The sequence below is a fragment of the Actinophytocola sp. KF-1 genome, assembly GCF_054661535.1.
The window spans coordinates 423,826-445,878 of the sequence record NZ_BAAFVK010000005.1; the positions used below are offsets into that span (position 1 = coordinate 423,826).

The following is a 22,053-nucleotide window of genomic DNA, read 5'->3' on the forward strand; positions in this document are numbered from 1 at the left end:
AGGGCACGCCCCGGGCGCGAGAACCCGGCGAGCTTCCCACCGCATCCGGTGGCGGCCCGCTGCGCGGGCCGGGCGCGCAGCGCCCGGCTCTCCACTGTCCTGAACGCGCCTTTCAAGACACCGACAACACCACCCCGGGCACGAACCCGCCAAGCCTCCCCACCACATCCCGTGGCGGCGCACAGCGTCCGGCCCTCCAAACTCGTGAACGACGCGGCACCAAAGCCGCCAAGCTTCCCCACCACGTCCATCGACCGCCCGCTACCCGGGGTTGAGCGCTGCGCGCCGGGCTCTCCGCCCGGCCCGCTCCGCGGACCGGGCACCCCGGGCACGACGAACGGCGGCGACCAGGCGCGAACCCAGCCACCGCCGTCCGAAAGAAACCTCAAGCCGCCTGGATGAGCTTGAACCACGGCGACGTGGCAGCGAGCCGATCGAGAACGGGCTGCCCGATGAACGCGCCCAGCCCGTTCCGGGCCGCCACCAACTCGGCCCGCCCGGCGTTCCCGCCCAGCAGCTGCTGGATCTGCCACGGCGTACCCACCGGGATCGGCAACGGCGGACCGTACGCCACGCGCTGCGGCTGCCGGTGCAGCACCAACCCCGACCCGAGGTCACGCGCGGGGTTGAGGTCGTACCCGTGGTCGCCGCTGGCGTACCCGACCAGCCCGTTGGCGAACGCCGCCAAGTTCGTGATCATGTTGGTCGAGTTGCAGATGCCGTCGTTCTCGTTGCACACGTTGCGGACGGCGAGGTCGCCGTAGTTCTGGCCGCCCTTCATGGTGACGCCGGGCAGGATCGTCGGCACGTTGGTCTCGATGCCGCCCGCGACACCGCCGAGGCCGCCGTCGCCGAAGGGCCTGCGCGGGTTGCCGTACAGGACGCCGTTGAGCAGCCCGTGCGGGATGGCCGTGTCGCGGGCCAGCCGTTCGAGCACGTCGCCGGCCACCACGGCGCCCTCCGAGTAGCCGGCGAGCACCAGGCGGGTGCCGGGGCACGCGGCGTGGAAGTCGCGCACCGCGCGGTCGAGCTTGGCGGTCCCCTCGGCGACCGACGCGTCCAGCGCCAGCCGGTCGACGACCGGGAAGACGCCCGCGTAGTACGGGACCTGCACGATCTGCCAGCCCGCGGGCGGGTTGGCGTTGAACCCCGAGCGGTTCCAGTTGACGAGCGACTCGCCCGCCCCGTACCCGTCGGTCTCGAACACGGCCGTGCCGGGGCAGGCCGCCGCGGTGGCGGTGACCTGCGACGTGGTGAGTGCGGCGGCCACCGCGACCACCGCGGTGGCCAGAGCCGCGAGCCTTCTCGTCATTCGGGTTCCTCCTGGTGGTGACGTGAGCGTCACCGATGGTGCCAAGAGGAACCCGGAGAGTCAGCGGATTGCGGGTGGCTCACCTGCGCCACTGCGCAAACGGGTCACGTCTTGCTGAACTCCTCGCTCACCGCGTTCGGCTGCCCTACTTCGCCGAGCGGCGCGGTGTTCCCCCGCCCAGGGCTCAGAAGCGCAGCCAGGTCCCCGCGAGGTCCTGCTGCTCGACGCCGGGCCTGGTGTAGTCGCACACGCCGGACGGGAACACGGCCAGCAGCCGCGCCCATTGCGCGTCGGTGAGGTCGTAGTCCGCGCGGTCCGGCGCGGTCAGCCTGCACTTGATCACGTCGGCGGCGACGTCCGCGCCCGCCACCTCGCGCGGGAACGACCCCGACGGGTACAGCCGCTCGCACGTGCTCGCCGGGTCGCGGTCCAGCGGTTGGGCCACGAACTCGGGGGCCGCGGTGCGGGTGTTGCAGCCTTCCCGGAGCGAAGCGGGCTTCGCGCGCACGATCTTGTCGATCCTCGGCGCGTGGGACGTGTCCCGCTCGAGCGCGGTCAGCCAGCGGTCCATCTGCGTGATCGCGTGCCGCACCAGCGGGCTCGCCGTGCTGAGGTAGCCGTAGCGGCCGTCCTCGAGGAGGCTCACGCGGTTCGCCGCCGTGCCGTTGGCCTTCTCGAGCCGCGCCTGCATGGAGAAGCTGTGGTAGCGGACGTGGATGTCGCCGTTGGGCGCGTCGTCGACGTAGGCGCGGTAGTCGATGATCGGGATGTCCGCGAGCCCGCCGCCGCCGTTGGTCAGCCTGCCCGTCCGGTACGCGGCGCGGACCGCCGGCAGGTCGGCCCGCGTGCGGGCGGGCACGATGTTAGCGTCCGCGTCGAAGCCGCCGACGCCCTCGTTGAGGTCGAGGAACTGGTCGGCCGTGATGGTCCCGTCGTGCAGCGCGGCCAGCCCGTACTGCACGCCGACGTTGTCCAGCGGCCTGCGCGCGAACCCGGTGGCCGGGTCGGCGCCGTAGACGTTCACGGCGTGGTCGTAGACGTCGCAGCGCGCGCCGCCCGGGTTGGTGGCCGGGTCGTAGCGCAGGTCCTCGGGCAGGACGCCGCAGAACACGCGCGGGTCGATGCGGCGGGCGCCCTGCGCGACGTTGGGCGCGGTCGCGTAGGTGACGAAGCCCGTGACGGCGCGCTTCTGCTCGGCGGTCCACCCGGCGGCGCCGGTGAGCCACGTGTCGAGCAGCCACGCGTCGGTGATCATGTAGACGGTGCCGAACCCGACCTCGGGGAACGAGCACGACGGGATGATGCCGTCGAAGATCCCCGGGTAGTTGTCGGCGATCTGGTGCGCCTGGTACGAGCCGCCCGAGCAGCCGTACCCGATCGTGTGGCGCGGCGGGCCGAACCGTTCGACGAGCCGCTCCTTGACCATCATCGCCGTCTCGGCGGCGGTCAGGTCCGAGCAGTTCATGCCGAACACGTTCAGCGACGACGACACGACCGCGAAGCCCTGGCCCAGCATGAACGCGTCGTCGACGCCGCCTGTCGCGTTGCCCTGCCGGTACCAGCCGCCGGTGCAGCCGCCGCCGAGGGTGTAGATCGCGCTGCCGTTCCAGCCCGCCGGCCGGTCGAACGGCGTCGGCTCGGGCTCGGTGAGCGGGTCGTGCAGGACCGCGGTCTGGTAGATGCCGCGGTTCACCGTGCCGGTCTCCATGCGCACGATGAACGGCACGGTCGCGCCGCGTGCCGTGGTGGTGGTCGCGAGGTCGCCGGGGTAGCCGGTGGCACCGGCGGGCCACGGGCGGTACTGGCCCGCGGTGGTGCGGTAGAAGTGGTCGGCCCTGGTGGTGGTGGAGCAGTCGTCGTCGAGCGGCGGGCCGAGGGTGTCGCCGAGCACCGGGAGCCGGAACGTGCCGGTCTCGCACACGAACGGGTGCTGGTGCGGACCGGAGAACACCGGTCCCTCGATCGGGTGGTTGACGAGCCGCACGGTGACGGGCGTGCTGCCCGGCGCGTACGCGGTGACCGTGTTGCCGCCGATGCGGAGACCGCCGACGAGGCCGGTGAGGGTGCCTGTGGCGGGATCCCACCGGAACGCGCTGGTCACGTCGGCGCCGTTGCGGGTGACGCGGGTCGCGGCGGGCGCGGACACCCGCAGCAGCGCGTCACCGCCGGTGACGGTGTCCGGGCGGCCGGACAGCACGGTGATGGCCGGTCGCGTGCCCGGCGCGGCGGCCGCGACGGGCGGCACCAGCACCAGGACGAGCACGGCGACCACGAGCCGGGCAAGGACGGCTTTGGTCAGCGGCACGGGTTCCCTCGCTCACGGCGTCGTGGATGATCACCCGTGAGCAACGTACGAACAGGTCACGGCCGTGGTCAAGGCTTGCCTGAACGGACCCGTTCGAGGACGCGGTCCCAGTCGGCCAGGAACCGGTCGAGCCCGAACCGCTGCAGTGCGTACTCGCGGGCGTTCTTGCCGGTCCGCGCGGCGAGCTCGGGTTCCGCGACGAACTCCCGCACGGCGGCGGCGAGCACGTCGAGCCGGGTGGACAGGACGCCGGCCTCGCGGGGCACGGCCTCGACGGCCTCGGTGGCGGCCAGGCACACCACCGGCATGCCGATCTGCATGGCCTCGATCAGCGACAGGCCGAGGGACGTCCAGCGCGGCAGGTGCAGGTAGACGCGGCGCCGGGCCAGCTCGGGGTGCAGGCGGTCGTGCGGCAGGTCGCCGTGGCAGGTGAGCCGGTCCGCGCCGACCCCGACCGCGTCGCCGAGCCCGTCGAGCCCCATGCCGAACACGTCGAGCGGCGCGGCCGCCGCGAAGTGCGGCAGCAGGTCGGTGCCGGTGATCCGCCACCGCCGCACGGGTTCGTTGGTCACCACACCCGCCCTGGGCAGGTCGCCGGAGTACCGGGCGGCGGGTTCGACGATGCCGTGCTCGATCACCGTCGTGGGGGCCTTGCCGTTGTCCCACATCCACTCGTTGAAGTGGGTGACGTGGGCGACGAGGATGTCGTCCCGTTCGGACAGCGGGTGCGGGGTCCCCTTGGGCGTGTTGTGCTCGACGAAGACCGCGGGGACGTCCCTGCCGGGTGTGCGCCCGAGCCACCGCTCGGCGAGCTCGAGTTCCTCGGTGCGCTGCAGCACCACCACGTCGACGTCGGTCTCGGCGAGCCGCTCGGGCGCGATCTCCTCGGTGGCGGGCCAGTCCCGGCCGCAGCGGCCGCCACCCCAGGGGCCGCCCTCGGGCAGCGTGGGGAGGAGGTAGCGGTGGTCACCGCGGACGAAGGCGTCGGTCCACGAACCGTGGACGTGCCAGAGCAGGACGTTCATGTTTCCCGGGTTCCCGCGTACGGGCGGTGAAAACGGGTACCTGCCGGGCATGCTCGTGTTGCGTGCACTCGGGATCGGGGACCTGCTGGTGGCGGTCCCCGCGTTGCGCGGTCTGCGTGCGGTCACCGATCGGGTCGTGCTCGCCGCACCGTCGTGGCTGTCGCCACTGGTCGAGCTGACCGGCTGCGTCGACGAGTTGCTCCCCACACCCGGCTTGGGATCACTGCGGGCGCCCGCACCGGACGTGGCGGTGAACCTGCACGGCGCCGGACCCGAAAGCATCGCCGACCTGGTCGCCACCTCACCCGGTCGGGTGTTGACACATCGCCATCCCGCGTTTCCCGACCTGCCCGGCCCGCCGTGGGTGGAGGAGCAGCACGAGGTGGCGCGGTGGTGCCGTTTGCTTGACTGGTACGGCATCCCGGCCGATCCCGGCGACCTTTCCCTGCTGCGGCCGCATGTCGCGAGCGTGGCGCCGGGGGCCGTCGTGGTGCACCCGGGAGCCAGCGTCGCGACGCGGCGGTGGGACGTGCCGGGGTTCGCCGCCGTGGCCCGCGCGCTGGCTGCCGATCACCGGGTGGTGGTCACCGGGAGTGCCCCCGAGCGAGACCTCGCGATGGCGGTGGCCGGCGAGGCGGGGTTGCCGGAGGCGGCCGTGCTGGCCGGGGAGCTGGACCTGGCGGATCTGGCGGCCGTGGTGGCGGACGCGGCGGTGGTGGTGTGCAACGACACCGGGGTCGGGCACCTCGCTACCGCCTACGGGGTTCGGTCCGTCGTGTTGTTCGGGCCGACCCCGCCCGAGCGGTGGGGACCGCCTGCCGACCGGTCGCAACATGTGGTGTTGCGGGCCTCGGAGGTGTCGGCTGACGAGGTGCTGGCCGCTGTTCGGCGGGTGCTCGCGCCGGTATGAGTGCGGGGTTGCGGTTTTGACGGTGGGTCTGCCGGTGGCGTGTGTGCGCCGGGCGCGCAGTGCCCGCGGGCGCTGCCCACCGGCAACCAGGCATCGCTGCCGCCCCCGGGCGCAGCGTGTCCGGGTAGCGGCCCCCGGGATCGGATCGGGCGCTCGAAAGCGGCCCCGCCAGCAGGCACATTCCGGCCGCGCGCTTCGCGCGCCGGACCGGCAACGCCCAGGAACGGGTCTGTGCCTTCGAAAGGTGGACCCACCAGCAGCAGGCAATCCCGGCCCCCGACCCGATACACCGACGATGGTGAAGGGGTCCTTCCTCACACCCAACGCGAGGAAGGACCCCTTCATGACTCAGCGGGTCCCCCGGATCCGGTCGATGACAGCCGACGTCGAACGGTCCGGGAGGTAGCTCAGGATGCGCACCTCCCCGCCGTACTCCTCCACCGTCGGCGTTTCCGACAGCAGTTCCGGCCGGTGGTCACCGCCCTTGGCGTAGATGTCGGGCCGCAGCCGGGACAGCAGGGCCGCCGGGGTGTCCTCGTCGAACACCGTGAGGTGGTCCACGCAGGACAGGCCGGCGAGCACGGCCGCGCGGTCGGCCACGCCGTTCACCGGGCGGCCCGGCCCTTTCAGCCGCCGGGCGCTCTCGTCCGAGTTGATCGCCACGATGAGCACGTCGCCCAGGCGTTTCGCTTCGTTCAGGTGGTTGACGTGTCCTCTGTGGAGCACGTCGAAACAGCCGTTCGCGAACACGATCCGCCTGCCCGCGGCGCGGTGTTCGGCCACGAGTTCGGCCAGGCGGTCGTGGTCCACGACCATGCTGTGCCCGCCGAGCCGCTCGGACAGGTCGGCGACCGTGCACACCGCCGTCTCCGGGCGGTGCACCACCACGTCCGCGGCCGCCTGGGCCAGTTCGACCGCCACCACCGACGGCAGGCCGCCGCACCGTGCCACGGTGAGTGCCGCGCAGAACGTGTCGCCCGCGCCCGCGGTGTGGTTGTCCGGCACGGGGCGTGCCCACGTGCGGTGCACGGGCCGCGCACCGTCCAGCAGCACGGCGCCGTCCCGGTCCAAGGTCACGACCGCCGCGTGCGCGCCCGTGCGGGTGAACAGCGTGCCCCGGTGCTCGTCCAGGAACCGGACGGCCTCGCCCGGCGGGACCGGCCTGCCCAGCACCGCCGCCGTCTCCTCCGCGTTCGGGGTGACGAGGTCGGGGCGCAGCCGCGCCCAGCGGGCCGGGTCGTGCGCGTCGACCACCACGAGCGGGGGCCGCGTCCTGCGCACGGCGTCGAGCACGTGCCCGCCCAGCAGGCCGGTGCCGTAGTCGCAGATGACGACCGCGTCCCACTCCTCGTCCAGGCCCGGCACGTCGGTCAGCGGCGCCTGTTCGCGGTCCCCGTCGTCGAGGCGCACCAGCACCTGCTCCCCCGCCACCACCCGCCGCTTCGACGGGGTGCGCCGGTCGTGCTCCACCGCGATCGACGACGTGTCGACACCCGCCTTGTCCAGCGCGGCGAGCAACTCCGTGCCGCTGTCGTCGGCGCCGACCGCGGACACCATCCGCACGTCGGCGCCCAAAGCGGCGAGGTTCACCGCCGTGTTCGCGGCACCGCCGGGCGCGGCGGTCCGCGTGTCGACGGCGACGACCGGGGCGGGTGCCTCGCGGCACAGGCGTTCGGCGTTGCCGGTCAGCCACTCGTCGAGGATGACGTCGCCGACGACGAGCACCCTCGGGCGCAGCGCCGCGAGCCGGGCGGGCACCTCCGGGGTCAGTTCCGGCAGCTCGTGGTCGTCCGCGGCCGTGGTGTCCACTGTGGTCAGATCGGTCATGGCAGGGCCACCTCCTTGGTCGTCCGCAACGCGGCCGCGGCGACGTGCTCGGGGTCGAGGTCGAGACATTCCTGCTGGTACGGGCACTCGAACTGCCTGCACGGCGCGCACGGCACCGGGTTGCCGAGCACCTCGGCGACCGGTGTCGTCCTCGGCGGCATCTCGGTGCGGGCCTCGGTGCCCGCGTAGGTGACGACCACCGGCACCCGTGCCGCGTCGGCGAGGTGCAGGCAGCCGGAGTTGTTGCACACCACGACATCCGCGCCGCCGATCACCGCGGCCAGCTCCGGCACGGTGACCTCGCCGAGCGGCGTCACGCGCGGGTGTGCCGCGCCCGTGACGACCGAGGCGACGAGCGGCGCCTCCTTCGGCGCGCCGGTGACGAGCACCGCGAGGCCCGCGTCGGCGAGCAGGCGCGCCACGACCGCGAACCGGTCGGCCGGGTACCGCTTGCTCGGGCAGGACCCGCCCGGCGCGAGCACCGCGTACGGGCCTTGCCGGTCCGTCGGCGGGATCGCCAGCTCCAGCTCGGGTCCGGCCGGCGGCACGCCGAGCGCGGCGAGCAGGTGCAGGCAGCGGTCGACCTGGTGCGTGCCGACCGGTGGCGGGGTGACCCAGTGGGTCGCGACCGCGCCGCCGAACTCCGTGGAGTGCACGGCACGCAGGCCGATCCCGGCGAGCATGCCGACGTGCGCCGCGGGCCACGGCGACTGGCTGTGCGACGTGAACACCAGCATCGCGTCGTAGTTCCCGGCGCGGATGCGGTCGACCAGCTCCGCCTCCGCCGCCGCGAGCACGGCCGCGTCGCGCGGGTCGCCCGCCTGCTGCCAGCTCGCCGACACGGTCAGCACGTCGGTGATCGCCGGGATCAGCGGCGCCGCCTGCGCACCGGCCGGGGACGCGAGCAGGTCGATCCGCGCGTGCGGCGCCGCCCGGCGCAGCGCGCGCAGGGCGGGTGTGGTCATCACGACGTCACCGAGGTTGTCGGCGCGGACCACGAGCACCCGCTCGACCGCCTGCCAGTCCGGCGGGCGGCCGAGGTCGGCGGCGGGGTGCTTCACGCGGTACCGCCCGGCGCGGTCATGTGCACGAGCTTGGTCGCGGTCATCTCGTCGAGCAGTTCCGGGCCGTAGCCGAACCCGGTGCCGCTCACGCCGCGGGGTTCCGCCGCGCCGCCCGGTGCGCCACCGAACACCGCGTTGACCTTCACGGTGCCCGCGGGCAGCGTGCGGTAGGCCTCGTGCGCGTGTGCCATGTCGGCGGTGAGGACGGTGGCGGCGAGGCCGTACCGCCCGTGCGCCGCCTCGGCGAGCCCGGTGGCGAAGTCGGGCACCACCATCACCGGCGCGACCGGGCCGAACGTCTCCTCGGCCATCACGGCCATGTCCGGGGTGCACCGGGCGAGCACGGTCGCCGGGTAGTGCGCGCCGGGCCCGTCCGGGATGGTGCCGCCGGTCAGGGCCTCCGCGCCCTTGGCGAGTGCCTGGCGCACGTGCTCGTGCACCTTGTCGCGGTGCTCGGTGTCGACGAGCGGCTGGACGTCGAACCGGCGCGCCTGGTCGGCCAGCGCGTCGAGGAAGTCCTCGGCGACGCGCCGGTGGACGTAGATCCGTTCGACGGACACGCAGATCTGGCCCGCGTTCGCGAACGACCCGAGCGCCGCCTGCTCCGCGGCCCACACCGGGTCGACGTCGCCGTCGACGAGCAGCGGGTCGTTGCCGCCGTTCTCCAGCAACGCCTTCGCGCCGGTGCGTGCGCAGGCCATCGCGACGCGCCTGCCGGTGGCGGCGCCGCCGACGTGCGCGACCACGTCGACGTCCTGGCGCCCGGCGAGGAGCTCGCCGACCGCGCCGCCGCCGGTGAGCGTCTGCAGCACGCCGTCGGGGAACGCGGTGCCCAGGAGCGCGCCGAGGCGCTCACCGGTGTGCGGGCAGCGTTCGCTCGGCTTGTGCACCACGCAGTTGCCGGTCACGAGCGCGGCGCCGATCAGCCCGCAGGCCACCGCGACCGGGTCGTTCCACGGGGTCAGCGCGACCACGACCCCGCGCGGCTCGGGCACCATCAGGTCGGTCGCCGACCACGACCCGTGCAGGGTCTTCCCGCGGTGCAGCGGGCCCAGCTCGGCGTACTGCTCCAAGGTGGACACCCCGGCCTCGATGGAGCCCATCGCGTCGTCGCGGGGCTTGCCGGTCTCGCGTTCGAGGATCTCGGCGAGTTCCGCGGCGCCGTCCCGCAGTGCGGCGGCCGCGGCGCGCACGGCGGCGCCCCGTGCCGCGGCCTGGGTGTGGCGCCAGACGGGGAAGGTCCGCCGGGCGACCCCCATGGCGTCGGAGATCTCGGCCTCCGTCGCCGACGGGAGGGTGCCGACGGGACGCCCCGTCGCCGGGTCGGTGATCGAGATGTCGTTCTGTGCGGTGAGCACGTCTGCTCCCTCCCTCACGGCCAGGACGGTTCGGACTCGTGGCAGACGACCAGTTCCCGCACCTCGCAGCCGGCCGGCTGGTTCAGCACGTGCACGATGTTCGCGGCCACGTGCTCCGGCGGGTTGAGCTTCTCCCGGTCCGGCGGCAGGTACTGCTCGTCGCGGCCGTCGAAGAACGAGGTGCGCATGCCGCCCGGCACGAGCAGCGTCACGCCGACGCGCCCGGCCAGTTCCATGGCGAGCGCCCTGGTGAACCCGACGACGCCGAACTTGGCGGCGCAGTAGGCGGTCGCGTCCCCGGCGGGCCGCAGGCCGAGCGTCGACGCGACGGTCACGACCCGGCCCCTGGCGCGTTCCAGGTACGGCACGGCGGCACGCACGACGGCGGCGGTGCCCATGAGGTTCACCCGCACCACGCGTTCCCAGTCCGATGTGGACACGTCGGTGATGGGCCCGCAGCTGTCGATGCCCGCCGCGGTGACGACGCCGGACAGCCCGTGCTCGTCGGCGAGCGACCGCACGGCCTCCTCGGTGGCGGCGCTGTCGGACACGTCGGTGAGCCGGAAGTCCAGCGCGGGCCCGGACGGGGACTGCTTGTCCAGCACGAGCGCGGGGGCGCCCGCCTCGTGCAGCGCGGCGACGACGGCGGCGCCGAGGCCGCTCGCGCCGCCCGAGACGAGCACGGGTGGTTTGTCCTGAGTAGACACTGTGTTCTCCTTGGGGGTCAGCCGGTTTCGCTCAGCATGCGCGCGAGGCGGGTGGTCGAGCGGCCGTCGTGGTAGGGCACCACGACGACCTCGCCACCCCAGCCGCGCACCAGCTCGGTCTCCGGCAGGGTCTCCGGGGTGTAGTCGCCGCCCTTCACCCACACGTCGGGGCGCAGTTCGGCGAGCACGCGCTCGGGGCTGGTCTCGGTGAACACGACGACCTGGTCGACGCAGCCGAGCGCGCGCAGCACCTCGGCCCGGTCGGCCTCGCCGTTGAGCGGCCTGCCGGGGCCCTTGAGCGCCCGGACGGAGTCGTCGGAGTTCATGCACACCACCAGGCAGTCGCCCAGCGCGCGGGCCGCGGACAGCGTGCGGATGTGCCCGGCGTGCAACAGGTCGAAGCAGCCGCCGGTGGCGACGACCGTGCCGCCGCGGGCGCGGACCTGCTCGGCCAGCTCCTGCGCGGCGGCCAGGTCGTTCTCGGCCGCGGGTGTCTCGGCCGGGAACGCCCCGCCGGTGATCTCGGCGGCGCCGCCATCGGCGACGAACCTGGCCGCCGCGGCGACGGCCTGCTCCACCGCCGAGGGCACGGTCTCGTGCCGCATCAGCGCGGCCGTCACCGCGACGGCGAACCGGTCACCGGCGCCGCACGGGTCCGCGACCGCCACGGACGGGGCGGGGACCAGCCTGGTCCGTTCCGCGCCCGCCACGAGCGCGCCGCGCCCGCCCAGCGTCACCACGACCGCGTCGGCCCGCCACCGGGCACGCAGCACCGTCGCGGCGGACTCGGCCGCGGTCACACCGGTGCCGGACTGGCCGGACATGCGCCGCGCCTCGTCCAGGTTCGGGGTGACGAGGGTGACGCCCCGCACCGGCGGCGCGCCCTTCGGGTGCGGGTCCCACACGACGGGCACGCGGCCGGCCAGCTCGGTGAGCACGTCCCGCAGCGCCGTGTCCCCGGTGAGGCCGCGGCCGTAGTCGGAGACGAGGATCGCGTCGGCGGACCGCAGCGCGGCCAGCATCTCGGCGGTCACCGTGGGCTTGCCCGCCCGGGTGCGGTCGATGCGCGCGAGCGTGTGCCCGTCGGCACGCACCCGGGTCTTCACCGGCGTGGGCGTGTTCGCGGGCCCCGCGACCACCGGCACCCGGCCGAGCTGGGTGCGCAGGACCTCGGCCTCGTCGTCGTCCGCGAGCGCGGTGACGAGCGTGACCGGCTCACCGGCGCGTGCGGCGAGCAGCGCGGCGAGCCCGGCGCCGCCGGGACGCGGTCTGCGCGTGTCCTCGTCGACCACCAACGCCGGTGCGTCCGGGCAGACCCGGTCCACGGAGCCGACCAGGTCGACGTCCAGGAGGCAGTCGCCGACGATCACGAGGCTCATGAAGCCCTCCTCACGGTTGCGCTCACGGCGGCCTCGAACGCGGCGCACACGAGGTGCACGGACATCAGGTGCGCCTCCTGCACGGTCGCGGTGCAGCCGGGCACGGCCAGCACGTCGTCGGCGCGCTCGGCCAGCGGGTTGGGCGCGGGCCCGGTCAGCGCGAGCACGGTCGCGCCGCGTTCGCGGCCGGCCTCGGCGGCACGCAGCAGGTTCTCGCTGCGGCCACTGGTGGACAGCAGCACGAGCACGTCGCCGGGCCGGGCGTGGGCGTGCACCTGCCTGGCGAACACGTCCGCGTACCCGTAGTCGTTGCCGATCGCGGTCAGGCTGGAGGTGTCCGCGTGCAGCGCGATCGCCGAGTACGGCGGCCGGTCCGCGTCGAACCGGCCGACGAGTTCCGCGGTCAGGTGCTGGGCCTCGGCGGCGGACCCGCCGTTGCCCGCGGCGAGCAGGCGGCAGCCCGCGCCCAGCCGCTCCGCGAGCAGCTCACCCCAGCGGGTGACGCGGGAGGTCTCCGCACGCAGCACCCCCACGACGCGCTCGACCTCGTCCAGGCGGTCGGCGAACGTCCCGGACCTCATCGCGCGGCACTCCCCACCACGGTGATCGCGCCGGTCTGCGCGAGGTCGGCGCACCGCTGGTACTCCCGCGCGCACTCCTCGGCGATCCGCCGCCACGGGTACCGCGACTCGGCGCGGTCCCGGCCGGCGCCGCCGAGGAACGACCGGCGGACCGGGTCGGCCAGCACCGTCCGCAGCGTGGTCGCCAGCACGGCGGGCTTGCGGGCAGGCACCAGCTCGCCGGTCACGTGCTCGACGACGGTGTCCATCAGCCCGCCGACCCTGCTCGCGACCACCGGCACGCCGCACGCCATCGCCTCGAGCGGCACGATGCCGAACGGCTCGTACCAGGGCACGCACGCCACCACGTCCGCGGAGCGCAGCAGCACCGGCATCCGGTCCCTCGGCACCTGCCCGGCGAACCGGACCCGGTCGGCCACCCGCACCTTCTCGGCCAGCGCACGCAGCCGCGCCACCTCGGGGTCGTCGGCGAGCCGGTCGTGCACGGGGCCGCCGACGATCACCAGCTCGGTGTCCGGGACGCCCGGCAGCGCCGCGATCAGGTCGGCGAACCCCTTGCGCGGCACCAGCCGGCCGACGCTGACCACGCGGAACGGCAGCCGCTTCTGCTCGGCCGGGCCCTCCGCGGTGAACTGCGTGCAGTCCACACCGCAGGGCACGATCGAGACGTTGTTCCTCGGCACGCCCATGCGGGCCAGCTCCTGCACCTCGTCACGGCAGGTCGCGATGATGCCGGCGGCGGTGCGGCCGATCATCCGTTCGATGCCGATCCGCTGCGCCGGGCTGGTGTCGGCCTTGCCCTGGTGGCGGCGCTTCACGGTGCCCAGTGCGTGGTAGGTGTGCAGGACGGGGATGCCGTGCGCGCGTGCGGCGACGACCGCGACGAGGCCGGACATCCAGAAGTGCGAGTGCACCACGTCCGGCCGGTCGGTGCGCCACGCGTTCTCCACGAACCGGGTGAACTCGCCCATGTGCGGCAGCAGCTCGTCCTTGGGCAGCGGGCGGGCGGGCCCGGCGGGCACGTGCACCACCCGGTAGCCCTGCGGGGTGACCCGGTCGGCGGACTGGGCGGGGTCGTCCCGCCTCGTGTAGACGGTGACCTGGTGCCCGGCGGCGGCGAGCGCGCCGGACAGCTCGGCGACGTGCAGGTTCTGCCCACCTGCGTCGACCTCGCCGAGTGCGGCGAGTGGGTTGGCGTGTTCGGAGATCATTGCTATGCGCATCTGGCTGTCCCCTCGGGATCGAACGGATGGCTCAGCGCGGCACCTGTTTGCTCAAGTGGGCTGACTTGCGTAGTTCGTCGACGGCGTGGACCACGTCCTCGGCCGTCACGGTGGTCAGGCAGGGGTGGCCGGGTAACGGGCACTCGCGGGCCCTGGTCCCCCGGCAGGCGGCGGTCTGGTCGCCGAGCAGCACGGACGGCACCCGGTAGGGCGCCCAGCGCACGGCGGGGACGACCGGTGCGAACAGGGACACGACGGGGGTGCCTACGGCGGCGGCGAGGTGTGCGGGCCCGGTGTTGCCGACGATCACGACCTCGGCGCCCGCGAGGACGCCGGACAGCTCGGCGAAGCCGGTCGCGCCGCCCAGGTCGACGCCGGTGTCCCCGGCGACCTCGGCGGTGAGGTCCTTCTCGCCGGGGCCGCCGGTGACGAGCACGCGGTGGCCGCGTGCGGTGAGCGCTTCGACGGCCTCGGCGCACCGGTGCGCGGGCCAGCGGCGGGCGGGCACGGTGGCGCCGGGGTGCAGCACGAGGTACGGGCCGGTGCCGGTCACGTGGGTGACGTCCGGGGGCGTGCGGACGCGCAGCGCGCCGTCGTCGCCGACGGGCAGGTGGTGGCCCGCCGCGTTCGCGACGGCGAGCGCGCGTTCCGGTTCGGGGGCGTCGTCGGTGAAGTCCTGGTCCGGGCGCAGGCGGACGTCGAGCAGGGTGCCCGGGTAGTCGGCGGAGATGGCGGCGATGTGCGGGACTCCTGCCATCCGCAGCACCAGTGCCAGCGGGAGCGCGGACTGGTGCGCCGAGGTGAGGATCAGCGCCTGGTCGTAGCGGTCGGCGGCGATGCGGTCGGCGAGGTCGCGGACCTCGTCCGGCCGGACGGGGTCGGGGTGCGCCGCGATCCACGGGCACGACCACACGATGGTGTGATCCACGCCGGGGAGCAGTGCGGCGGCCTGCGCGCCCGCCGGTCCGCACAGGAGCGTCACCTCGGTCGCCCGTGCGGCCACCGCGCGGATCGCCGGGCCTGCCAACAGGACGTCGCCATCGCTGTCCAGCCGGGCCACGAGGACCTTGCTCACGCCCGCACCCCCAGCAACAGGTCGGTGGCCAAGCTCGCCGCCGTGACCAGGTCCGGGGCCACCAGCGGGGCGTTGTCGATCTCTTCCTGCCGCGTCACGGGGGTCGGCACGAGGATGGGGGTGGCGCCCGCCGCGACGGCGGCGGCGACGTCGGCGCCGATGTCGCCGATCAGCACCGCCGCCCCGGGGTGGGTGCCCAGCGCCGCGCACGCGGCGTGGACCATGCCGGGGGCGGGCTTGCGGCAGTCGCAGCCGTCGGCCGGGCCGTGCGGGCAGTACTGGATGTCGTCGAAGGGGCCCAGCAGCTCGGCGACCCGGTCGTGCACCCTCCTGACCTGGTCTTCTGTCAGCAACCCGCGGGCCACACCGGACTGGTTCGTCACGATGCCGAGCCGGATTCCCTTTTCCCGCAACAGTTTCACGGCGGTGTGCGCACCGGGCCGAGGGCGCACGAGGGCGGGGTCCCCGTTGTAGGGCACGTCCTCGACGAGCGTGCCGTCCCTGTCGAACAGCACGGCCACGACCTCGGCTGATGGGTTCACGTCGAAGGGCTTGCCGTGCGGGGTGGAGGTAAACCAGGCTGTGACAACTACTACTCAGCGTGACCGCCGCCCCCTCGGAGAACTGTTGGGGTGGCTGAGGATTGGACCGCGGACCGGGGGGTAGACCGGCGTTACCACGTCTGTCCTGGAGGGCGCTGTGAACAGTGAGTCGATCCGTGAGCTGGCCTCCGTCCACGGCCCGTTCGTGTCGGTGTACCTCCCGTCCGACGTCGTGGAGTGGCCGGTGCTGCGGCACTGCCTCGCCGTGCAGGAGGCGGATCCCGCGATGCTGGCGGCGCTCGACGAGGCCCTGGACCGCGGGACGTCCGCCGGTCGCGCGCTCATCGCCACCCGCGAGGGGGTCCTCGTCGACGGCCCGCCCGCGTGGACGCCGCACGCGGCGGTGGCGCGGGTGTCCGATCTGCCCTACGTGCTCCCGTTGGTGCCCCGGCACGAGGTTCGCGCACCGGAGGCGTCGCTCGTCGCCGCGGGCCGGGCGCGGGAGGACGTGGTGAGCGGGCCCGGGGACCGGACCGTGTTCGACCAGTTCATGTTCGAGTCGGCGCGGCCGGAGGGCCCCGTCGTGCAGGGGGTCGGGCCGTGCGCCGCCGCGTTGCGGGCGGGCAACGCCGACGCGCTCGTGGTGGCCGAGGGCGCGCTGAGCGATCGCGCGGTGTGGGTGGGCGGCACCCATCGTGACCAGGTCGCCGAGGACGAGGCCGAACTGCGTGCCCTGGGCATGCCGGTGGACCACCAGCGCGCGGACGAGGCACTGCCGATGGCGGCGCTGGCGGTCGGCGCCGACGTGCTGGTCGCACCCGCCGACCTACCGCTCACCGACGGTGTCGGGGTGCTGTTGCGCCACCCGTGACGGTTGCCGTCCGCTCGCGCGGCACTCTCGGCGGGCCGTCATTTCCCCATGAATCACGCATGAATGCGGCTGGTGCACCGGCCACGGCCAGCGCGTTTCCGGTCACCACCGCGCCACGAGCCCGATTCCAGCATTTCGCCCCGCGATGAGCGCGGTTAATTTCGGCCTGTCGCCTCGGCCCAATCCCGGCGGCCGGTGGTCGCGCTCACTTCCCAGGAGGGGCAACATGATCGGGTTCAGCGCCACCCCCAGCACGCAGATCGACAGCAGGGGCGGCCAGTGCATGTACTCGCAGATCGACGAGCTGCGGGCGCAGGGCCCGGCCGTCGCCGTCGAGTTCCCGGAGGGCTTCCGCGCCTGGGTCGTCACCCGGGGCGAGGTGGTGAAGCACCTGCTGCTGCACCCCGGTGTGTCGCGCAACCTGAAGAAGAACGTGCCCGGCTACGAGCCCGGTGAGGTGAAGTGGCTGTCGCCGTGGGTGGACGTGGAGTCGATGTCCACGGCGGAGGGCCGCGAGCACCAGCGGCTGCGCAAGCTGGTGGCGCCCGCACTGACGCCGAAGCGGATCGACGCGATGCGCCCGCACCTGGAGGCGATCGCCAAGGACCTGCTCGACGACCTCGAGACCCGGCCCGCCGACGAGCCGCTGGACCTGCACCTCTCCTACTCCCAGCAGCTGCCGACGCGCCTGCAGTGCGACCTGTACGGCGTGCCGGACGACCTGCGCCCGGAGGTGCTGCGGATCCTGCGCGTCGTGCTCAACACCGACAACGTGCCGGAGGAGGAGTCGGCGCGGGTCTTCACCGACATGAACGTCGCGATGCGCACGCTCATCGACCTGAAGCGCCGCGAGCCCGCCGACGACCTGACGAGCTTCCTGCTCGAGGCACGGCTGGACGGTGAGGCGCCGCTGTCCGAGCAGGAGCTGGTGGACATGCTGCTCCTGCTGATCGGCGGCGGCAGCCAGACCACGGTGTCGTTGATCGACCACACCGTGCGTGAGCTCCTCGCCAACCCCGACCAGCTCGCCACCGTGCTGGCCGACCCGTCCCGCTGGACGGACGCGATCGAGGAGGCGCTGCGCGTCCACTGCCCGGTGTCGTCGCTGCCCATGCGCTGGGCGAAGGAGGACATCGACCTCGGCGAGGGCGTCGTGATCCGCCGCGGTGACGCCATCCTGATCAACTACCTCGGCCACGGCCGCGACCCCCGCGTGCACGAGAACCCCGAGGTCTTCGACATCGACCGCGAGAACAAGGAACACATCGCGTTCGGCGCGGGCCCCCACTTCTGCCCCGGCGCCCGCCTCGCGCGGCTCGCCGCCCACGTGGCCGTGCCCGCGCTGTTCGACCGGTTCCCGAACCTGGCGCTCGCGGTCGCGCCGGAGGACGTGCAGCCGCTGCACTCGTTCATCGCCAACGACGTGGCCGCGCTGCCGGTGCTGCTGCGCCACCGCGCCGCGAAGGCCGCGTGACCGGTGGACCTGCTGGCACGCACCCGCCGGTTGCTGGCGGAGGCGAAGTACCTCTCGCTGGCAACGGTGTCGACCGAGGAACAGCCGTGGTCGGCGGTGCTGCAGTACGCCTGGCTCGCCGACCCGCTGCGCTTCCTGTTCGGGTCGGCGATCCAGTCCCGGCACAGCACCGACGTGTCGACCCGGCCCCAGGTCGCGGGCTCGCTGTTCGTGGCGGGCGGGGAGTTGCTCGCCGTCGACGGGGCACAGTTCGCCGGCACGTGCCGGGAGCTGTCACCCCCGGAGGTGGAGGAACACCACGCGACGTTCTACGACGCTGTGCTGCCGGATGCCCGGGACCGTGCTGAGTGGACCATGCCGGTGTCCGCGCTCGTGCCCCCTGCCGCGCACCGGTTGTACGTCGTCGAGGTGGAGCAGTGGTGGCTGGTCGACACGAGTACATGGGTGGAGGACCGGATCGATCGCCGGGTTGAGGTGCCGCTTGCGGAGCTGGCCGGTCTTTAGCGTGTGGACAACGGTGGTCGTTTCCGCCGGTTTTGTCGGTGGTCGCCGGTACGCTGGGATTCGGGGGGCCGGAGGCCGTTGCCTGTGGACAACTCGGGTCTTGGCGGTCCTCGTTGTCGGTGGTCTGCTCTAGGCTGGAGTTCGGGGGGCCGGAGGCCGGGGTTGATCTTGCTGGCTGTGGTTTTGCGGGCGTTTGCGCTGCTGGGGTTCGGGCGCTGCTTGGGGTTCGGGCCCTGGGTTCGGGGTGCGTGTGCGGTGCGGCTTGGGCAGGTCCCGGGGTTTGCGTTCCGGGGTGTTCGGTGGTGGCGGCGGATTGTGCGGGCGGCGCACTCACGCGTCAAGGGCGCCTTCGGCGTCCGGCTTCGCCGGATTGCTGCGCAACCCTTGACCCGCGAGCCTCCGCCACCCTAAGACAGGCCCTAACGGGCAGGCTGGCGCCTGCCCGCCTCTCTGCCCGCCGCCACCACCGAACCAATACCGGGGTATCCCACAGGTTCAGCTTCGCGACGGGGGTGGCGCCTCCGGCCCCGGACGGCTTCGCCGCCCTCGCCACCGGGCGGGGCTTGGCGCCTCCGGCCCCGGACGGCCTCGCCGCCCCTCTCGCTCGCCCGGGCTTTGGCGCCTTCGGCGCCGGACGGCATCGCCGCCCTCCGCTCGGCCGGGCTTTAGCACCTTTCGGCGCCGAACGGCTTCGCCGCCCTTGTAACGCAATGGCCTCCGCGTCGATGAAGAACCCTTCAGTGCGTTGGCGTGCCCACTCGCTTGCGGATGCGTGCCAGGTCCTCCTCCGGCAAGGCGTCGGCCACCAGCAAGCGCGGCAGCAGCTCCGCCTCCGTGGTCAGCGCCCGGAACGCGAGCGCGATCGACACGTCGTGCTCGGGCTGGGACTCCACCACGATCGCGTCCCCCGGGCTGATCTCACCGGGCTCGAGCACGCGCAGGTACGCGCCCGGCTCGGCCGCCGCCGTGAAGGTCTTCATCCACCCCCGTTCGTCCATCCAGCCCTGGAACGTGCCGCACGGGATGCGCGGGCACGACACCTCCAGCAGGAGGTCCCGCCCGACGCGCCACCGCTCGCCGACCAGGGCCGCGTCGACGTCGATGCCCTTCGTGGTCAGGTTCTCGCCGAAGACGCCGTCCGGCAACGGCTTCCCGAGGCGGGTGGCCCAGCGGTCGAGTGCCTCGCGGGCGTAGGCGTACACGGCCTGGTCGTCACCGCCGTGGTGGGCGACGTCGAAGACGCGGTCGCCCGCCAGGCCGACGGCGCCGGTGCCTTTCGGGCCGGGGGCGCGCACCGCGACCGGGCCCGGTACCGGGCGTTTGTCGATGCCGGTGACGCCCGAGGTCTTCCACGGGTTCTCGCGCGGCACACCGATGTTCACGGACAGGACGACGGACATGCCGCCGATGCTATGCGAGCCCCTCCGCGAGAGCATCCCAAAAAGCGGTCTCCAGCCCGGCGACGATCCGGGCGGTGCGCACGGCCTCGTCCGCGTCGTCACCGTTCGCGAGGCCCGCGGCCAGCACTTCGCCCGCCTGGTCCAGCAGCTCCCGCGGGGTCTCGGCGAAGAACAGGAAGTGCCCGACCGCCTTCTCCGACAGGCCGTACCGCGCACGCAACGCGGCCGCGACCCGGGCGTACGTGCCACCGGACTCGTCCACATTGGCCAGGAGTGCCAACGCCATCGCGCTGCTGGACCCCTGCACGGCCACCTGTGTCAGGTACGCGGGATAGGCCGCCGCGAGGGGCAGCGGCTCGTACGACGCCAGCTCCGCCGGTCCCATGCCGACGGCCGACGTGAAGTCGCCCAGCAGGCGCAGTGCCTCCGCCTCGCCCTGGGCGAGCGTCAGGAACAGGTCGCCTGCCGGCGGGGCCGGGAACCGCGACGCGAGCAGGGCCTGGCTGCGCTGGTCGCTGGCGACGAGCCGGGTCAGCTCCGCGGCCAGCCACCGCAGCCGCTCCTCCGGCACCGCGCCCGCCTCGAGGAGGTCGACGAACCGGTTCCCGGTCGCCTGCTTGGCGATCTCGGTCTTCGCGCGCGTCACGATGTCACCCATACGGGTATACCAGCACCGGGTATCAGGCGCCGTCCAGGCACGCAAGTCGCGTGCGAGTGCGTTACCAGCGCAGGACAAGGAGTTCTTGTCAGAGTCAAGGGGGAATCCCGGGCCACCGGTTTCATACCCATACCCCGGTGGGGTACTATCAGCCCAACGTGAATCAGCCACGAAAGGGAACACCGATGTCCTCTGCGAACACGTCGTCCGGGCCACGAGCCGGTCGCAGGGAATGGCTGGGACTGGGCCTGCTGGTACTTCCCTCCCTGCTCCTGTTCATGATGCTGACGATCCTGTTCCTGGCCATCCCGCACATCGCCAGGGACCTCAACCCGAGCAGCACCGAACTGCTGTGGATCCTCGACATCTACGGCTTCACCATGGCCGGCTTCCTCGTCGCCATGGGCACGCTGGCCGACAAGATCGGCCGCAGGCGCCTGCTGATCATCGGCGCCGCGGTGTTCGGGATCGTCTCGGTCCTGGCCGCGTTCACCGACGACCCGGCGCTGATGATCCTGTGGCGCGCGATCCTCGGCGTCGCGGCGGCGACGCAGATGCCGTCCACCCTCGGCCTGATCTTCTCCATGTTCCACAACGCCAAGCAGCGCGGTGTCGCGATCGGCGTGTGGGCCGCGAGCATCTCCGCGGGTGTCACGCTCGGCCCGATCCTGTCCGCCGTCCTGCTCGAGGCGTTCTCCTGGCGGGCGACGTTCCTGGTCGCCGTGCCGATCATGGCGGTCGTGGTGATCGGTGCGCCGCTGGTCCTGCCCGCGCACACCGACTCCTGGGGCGCGAAGCTCGACGTGCTGTCGGTCGGCCTGCTGCTGGCCACGCTGCTGCCGTTCATCTACGGCGTGAAGACCCTGGCCAAGGACGACTCGCTCGGCATCGCGCTCGGCACGATCGCCGCGGGCATCGCGTTCGGGGTCTGGTTCGTGCTGCGCCAGCTGCGGATCGACGCGCCACTGCTCGACGTGCGCCTGTTCGCGAACCGCACGGTCGCCGGCGCGCTCGGCGTGTTCATCCTCGCCGCGGCGGGCATGGGTGGCGTGTACCTGATGTTCACCCAGTACCTCCAGCTGGTCGCGGCCCTGACCCCGCTGCAGACCGCGATGGCCATCCTGCCCGCCGCGGTGCTGCTGGTCGGTGTGTCGCTGGTGTCGCCGATCCTCGCCCGCCGGGTCAGCCCGGGCATCATCATCGGCGCCGGCCTCGCCATCCAGGTGGTCGGCTACCTGATGCTGACGCAGGTCGAGAGCACGGCCGGGCTGCCGCTGCTGATCGCGGGCTTCATCGTGCTGTACCCGGCGGTGAACCCGGCGATGGCGCTCACGACCGACCTGATCGTCGGCGCGGTGCCGCCGGAGAAGGCGGGTGCGGCGTCCGGCCTGTCGACGACGGCGAACGACCTGGGCATCTCGCTGGGCATCGCGCTGATCGGCAGCATCGGCGTCGCCGTGTACCGCGGCGAGATCGCCGACACGCTGCCGGGCGACCTGCCCGCGGAGGCGGCCGGGGCGGCGCGCGACAGCCTCGACGGCGCCGTGCACGCGGCGAGCGGGCTGTCCCCGGACGTGGCCGCGACGGTGCTGGAGCCGGCGCGGGCGGCGTTCACGAGCGGGCTCAACCTCGGCGCGTTGGTCGCCGCGACCATCGCCGCCGTTGGCGCGGCGCTCGCGTTCGCCCGGCTGCGGCAGGTGCCGCCCACCGGCGCACAGGCCGCGGCCGACGAGAAGGCGGCCGAGGAGAAGCCGGCGGACGAGAAGGAAGTCGAGACGGCGTAAGGAAATCCGGCCGGGTGGTCCCAGCGTTGGGGCCACCCGGCCGGGCGTCATGCG

19 protein-coding genes are annotated in these 22,053 nt (G+C 73.4%); 5 read left to right on the plus strand and 14 right to left on the minus strand.

The features are described from left to right. Positions 1-385: 385 nt before the first annotated feature. The 3 genes from ACYQ77_RS17970 to ACYQ77_RS17980 all read right to left on the minus strand — a co-directional run bounded on the left by ACYQ77_RS17970 (position 386) and on the right by ACYQ77_RS17980 (position 4,642). Positions 386-1,312, minus strand: a complete 927-nt coding sequence (locus tag ACYQ77_RS17970) for a cutinase family protein (protein ID WP_459712694.1) — start codon at positions 1,310-1,312, stop codon at positions 386-388. Positions 1,313-1,496: 184 nt separating this feature from the next. Further along, entirely contained in the window at positions 1,497-3,617 is a 2,121-nt protein-coding gene (locus ACYQ77_RS17975) for a DUF6351 family protein (protein ID WP_459712695.1), read from the minus strand. A 68-nt stretch (positions 3,618-3,685) separates the two neighbouring features. Further along, complete coding sequence (locus ACYQ77_RS17980; protein ID WP_459712697.1) at positions 3,686-4,642, minus strand: glycosyltransferase; 957 nt, start codon at positions 4,640-4,642, stop codon at positions 3,686-3,688. A gap of 49 nt (positions 4,643-4,691) precedes the next feature. Here ACYQ77_RS17980 and ACYQ77_RS17985 point away from each other — a divergent pair, with 49 nt between their 5' ends. Further along, positions 4,692-5,552 carry a glycosyltransferase family 9 protein gene (locus tag ACYQ77_RS17985; RefSeq protein WP_459712699.1) on the plus strand — a complete coding sequence of 287 codons (861 nt, stop codon included), beginning with the start codon at positions 4,692-4,694 and terminating at the stop codon, positions 5,550-5,552. A 348-nt stretch (positions 5,553-5,900) separates the two neighbouring features. Here the strand turns inward: ACYQ77_RS17985 and rfaE2 (ACYQ77_RS17990) are convergent, their stop codons facing one another. Genes rfaE2 (ACYQ77_RS17990) through ACYQ77_RS18030 form a run of 9 tightly spaced genes read right to left on the minus strand, consistent with a single transcriptional unit; the run spans position 5,901 to position 15,308 of the window. After that, on the minus strand, positions 5,901-7,379 hold the full coding sequence (rfaE2, locus tag ACYQ77_RS17990) for a D-glycero-beta-D-manno-heptose 1-phosphate adenylyltransferase (RefSeq protein ID WP_459712701.1): 1,479 nt from the start codon (positions 7,377-7,379) through the stop codon (positions 5,901-5,903). Continuing rightward, complete coding sequence (locus ACYQ77_RS17995; protein WP_459712703.1) at positions 7,376-8,440, minus strand: glycosyltransferase family 9 protein; 1,065 nt, start codon at positions 8,438-8,440, stop codon at positions 7,376-7,378. The genes rfaE2 (ACYQ77_RS17990) and ACYQ77_RS17995 overlap by 4 nt, the downstream gene beginning before the upstream one ends. Beyond that, positions 8,437-9,801: an aldehyde dehydrogenase family protein gene (locus tag ACYQ77_RS18000; RefSeq protein WP_459712705.1), complete on the minus strand. Its 1,365-nt coding sequence runs from the start codon at positions 9,799-9,801 to the stop codon at positions 8,437-8,439. The genes ACYQ77_RS17995 and ACYQ77_RS18000 overlap by 4 nt, the downstream gene beginning before the upstream one ends. A gap of 14 nt (positions 9,802-9,815) precedes the next feature. Then, a complete protein-coding gene (locus ACYQ77_RS18005) occupies positions 9,816-10,508 on the minus strand; it encodes an SDR family oxidoreductase (RefSeq protein ID WP_459712708.1) in 693 nt (230 codons plus the stop codon). Positions 10,509-10,525: 17 nt separating this feature from the next. Beyond that, positions 10,526-11,887 (minus strand): D-glycero-beta-D-manno-heptose 1-phosphate adenylyltransferase, encoded by a 1,362-nt coding sequence (gene rfaE2 / locus ACYQ77_RS18010; protein WP_459712710.1) that lies wholly within the window; start codon positions 11,885-11,887, stop codon positions 10,526-10,528. Next, positions 11,884-12,468, minus strand: coding sequence for a D-sedoheptulose-7-phosphate isomerase (locus ACYQ77_RS18015; RefSeq protein ID WP_459712712.1), 585 nt, complete (start codon positions 12,466-12,468; stop codon positions 11,884-11,886). The genes rfaE2 (ACYQ77_RS18010) and ACYQ77_RS18015 overlap by 4 nt, the downstream gene beginning before the upstream one ends. Further along, positions 12,465-13,691 carry a glycosyltransferase gene (locus ACYQ77_RS18020; protein WP_459712715.1) on the minus strand — a complete coding sequence of 409 codons (1,227 nt, stop codon included), beginning with the start codon at positions 13,689-13,691 and terminating at the stop codon, positions 12,465-12,467. Before ACYQ77_RS18020 ends, ACYQ77_RS18015 begins: the two co-directional genes overlap by 4 nt. Positions 13,692-13,722: 31 nt before the next feature. After that, positions 13,723-14,766, minus strand: a complete 1,044-nt coding sequence (locus ACYQ77_RS18025; RefSeq protein WP_459712717.1) for a glycosyltransferase family 9 protein — start codon at positions 14,764-14,766, stop codon at positions 13,723-13,725. Continuing rightward, positions 14,763-15,308 carry a D-glycero-alpha-D-manno-heptose-1,7-bisphosphate 7-phosphatase gene (locus tag ACYQ77_RS18030; RefSeq protein ID WP_459712719.1) on the minus strand — a complete coding sequence of 182 codons (546 nt, stop codon included), beginning with the start codon at positions 15,306-15,308 and terminating at the stop codon, positions 14,763-14,765. The genes ACYQ77_RS18025 and ACYQ77_RS18030 overlap by 4 nt, the downstream gene beginning before the upstream one ends. A gap of 157 nt (positions 15,309-15,465) precedes the next feature. Here ACYQ77_RS18030 and ACYQ77_RS18035 point away from each other — a divergent pair, with 157 nt between their 5' ends. From ACYQ77_RS18035 to ACYQ77_RS18045, 3 genes are all read left to right on the plus strand, one after another. Continuing rightward, the gene (locus tag ACYQ77_RS18035; RefSeq protein ID WP_459712721.1) at positions 15,466-16,179 is read left to right on the plus strand and encodes a hypothetical protein; all 714 of its coding nucleotides are present in this window, start codon (positions 15,466-15,468) and stop codon (positions 16,177-16,179) included. A 226-nt stretch (positions 16,180-16,405) separates the two neighbouring features. Then, on the plus strand, positions 16,406-17,653 hold the full coding sequence (locus ACYQ77_RS18040) for a cytochrome P450 family protein (protein WP_459712723.1): 1,248 nt from the start codon (positions 16,406-16,408) through the stop codon (positions 17,651-17,653). A 3-nt stretch (positions 17,654-17,656) separates the two neighbouring features. Next, the gene (locus tag ACYQ77_RS18045) at positions 17,657-18,157 is read left to right on the plus strand and encodes a pyridoxamine 5'-phosphate oxidase family protein (protein ID WP_459712725.1); all 501 of its coding nucleotides are present in this window, start codon (positions 17,657-17,659) and stop codon (positions 18,155-18,157) included. A 737-nt stretch (positions 18,158-18,894) separates the two neighbouring features. Here ACYQ77_RS18045 and ACYQ77_RS18050 read toward each other — a convergent pair. Together ACYQ77_RS18050 and ACYQ77_RS18055 are read right to left on the minus strand one after the other, a co-directional pair. Next, positions 18,895-19,557: an MOSC domain-containing protein gene (locus tag ACYQ77_RS18050; protein ID WP_459712727.1), complete on the minus strand. Its 663-nt coding sequence runs from the start codon at positions 19,555-19,557 to the stop codon at positions 18,895-18,897. Positions 19,558-19,567: 10 nt separating this feature from the next. Continuing rightward, positions 19,568-20,215: a thiaminase II/PqqC family protein gene (locus ACYQ77_RS18055; RefSeq protein WP_459712729.1), complete on the minus strand. Its 648-nt coding sequence runs from the start codon at positions 20,213-20,215 to the stop codon at positions 19,568-19,570. Between the two features lie 185 nt (positions 20,216-20,400). Between ACYQ77_RS18055 and ACYQ77_RS18060 the strand changes: the two genes are divergently transcribed. Continuing rightward, positions 20,401-21,999, plus strand: coding sequence for an MFS transporter (locus ACYQ77_RS18060; protein ID WP_459712731.1), 1,599 nt, complete (start codon positions 20,401-20,403; stop codon positions 21,997-21,999). Positions 22,000-22,053: the final 54 nt, after the last annotated feature.

Bases quoted from the DNA above. Each gene is read 5' to 3' on its own strand.
- ACYQ77_RS17985 (WP_459712699.1), top strand. From the start codon at position 4,692: ATGCTCGTGTTGCGTGCACTCGGGATCGGGGACCTGCTGGTGGCGGTC.
- ACYQ77_RS17970 (WP_459712694.1), bottom strand. From the start codon at position 1,312: ATGACGAGAAGGCTCGCGGCTCTGGCCACCGCGGTGGTCGCGGTGGCC.
- ACYQ77_RS17980 (WP_459712697.1), bottom strand. From the start codon at position 4,642: ATGAACGTCCTGCTCTGGCACGTCCACGGTTCGTGGACCGACGCCTTC.
- ACYQ77_RS18020 (WP_459712715.1), bottom strand. From the start codon at position 13,691: ATGCGCATAGCAATGATCTCCGAACACGCCAACCCACTCGCCGCACTC.
- rfaE2 (WP_459712701.1), bottom strand. From the start codon at position 7,379: ATGACCGATCTGACCACAGTGGACACCACGGCCGCGGACGACCACGAG.
- ACYQ77_RS18040 (WP_459712723.1), top strand. From the start codon at position 16,406: ATGATCGGGTTCAGCGCCACCCCCAGCACGCAGATCGACAGCAGGGGC.
- ACYQ77_RS18055 (WP_459712729.1), bottom strand. From the start codon at position 20,215: ATGGGTGACATCGTGACGCGCGCGAAGACCGAGATCGCCAAGCAGGCG.
- ACYQ77_RS18015 (WP_459712712.1), bottom strand. From the start codon at position 12,468: ATGAGGTCCGGGACGTTCGCCGACCGCCTGGACGAGGTCGAGCGCGTC.
- ACYQ77_RS18060 (WP_459712731.1), top strand. From the start codon at position 20,401: ATGTCCTCTGCGAACACGTCGTCCGGGCCACGAGCCGGTCGCAGGGAA.
- rfaE2 (WP_459712710.1), bottom strand. From the start codon at position 11,887: ATGAGCCTCGTGATCGTCGGCGACTGCCTCCTGGACGTCGACCTGGTC.
- ACYQ77_RS18050 (WP_459712727.1), bottom strand. From the start codon at position 19,557: ATGTCCGTCGTCCTGTCCGTGAACATCGGTGTGCCGCGCGAGAACCCG.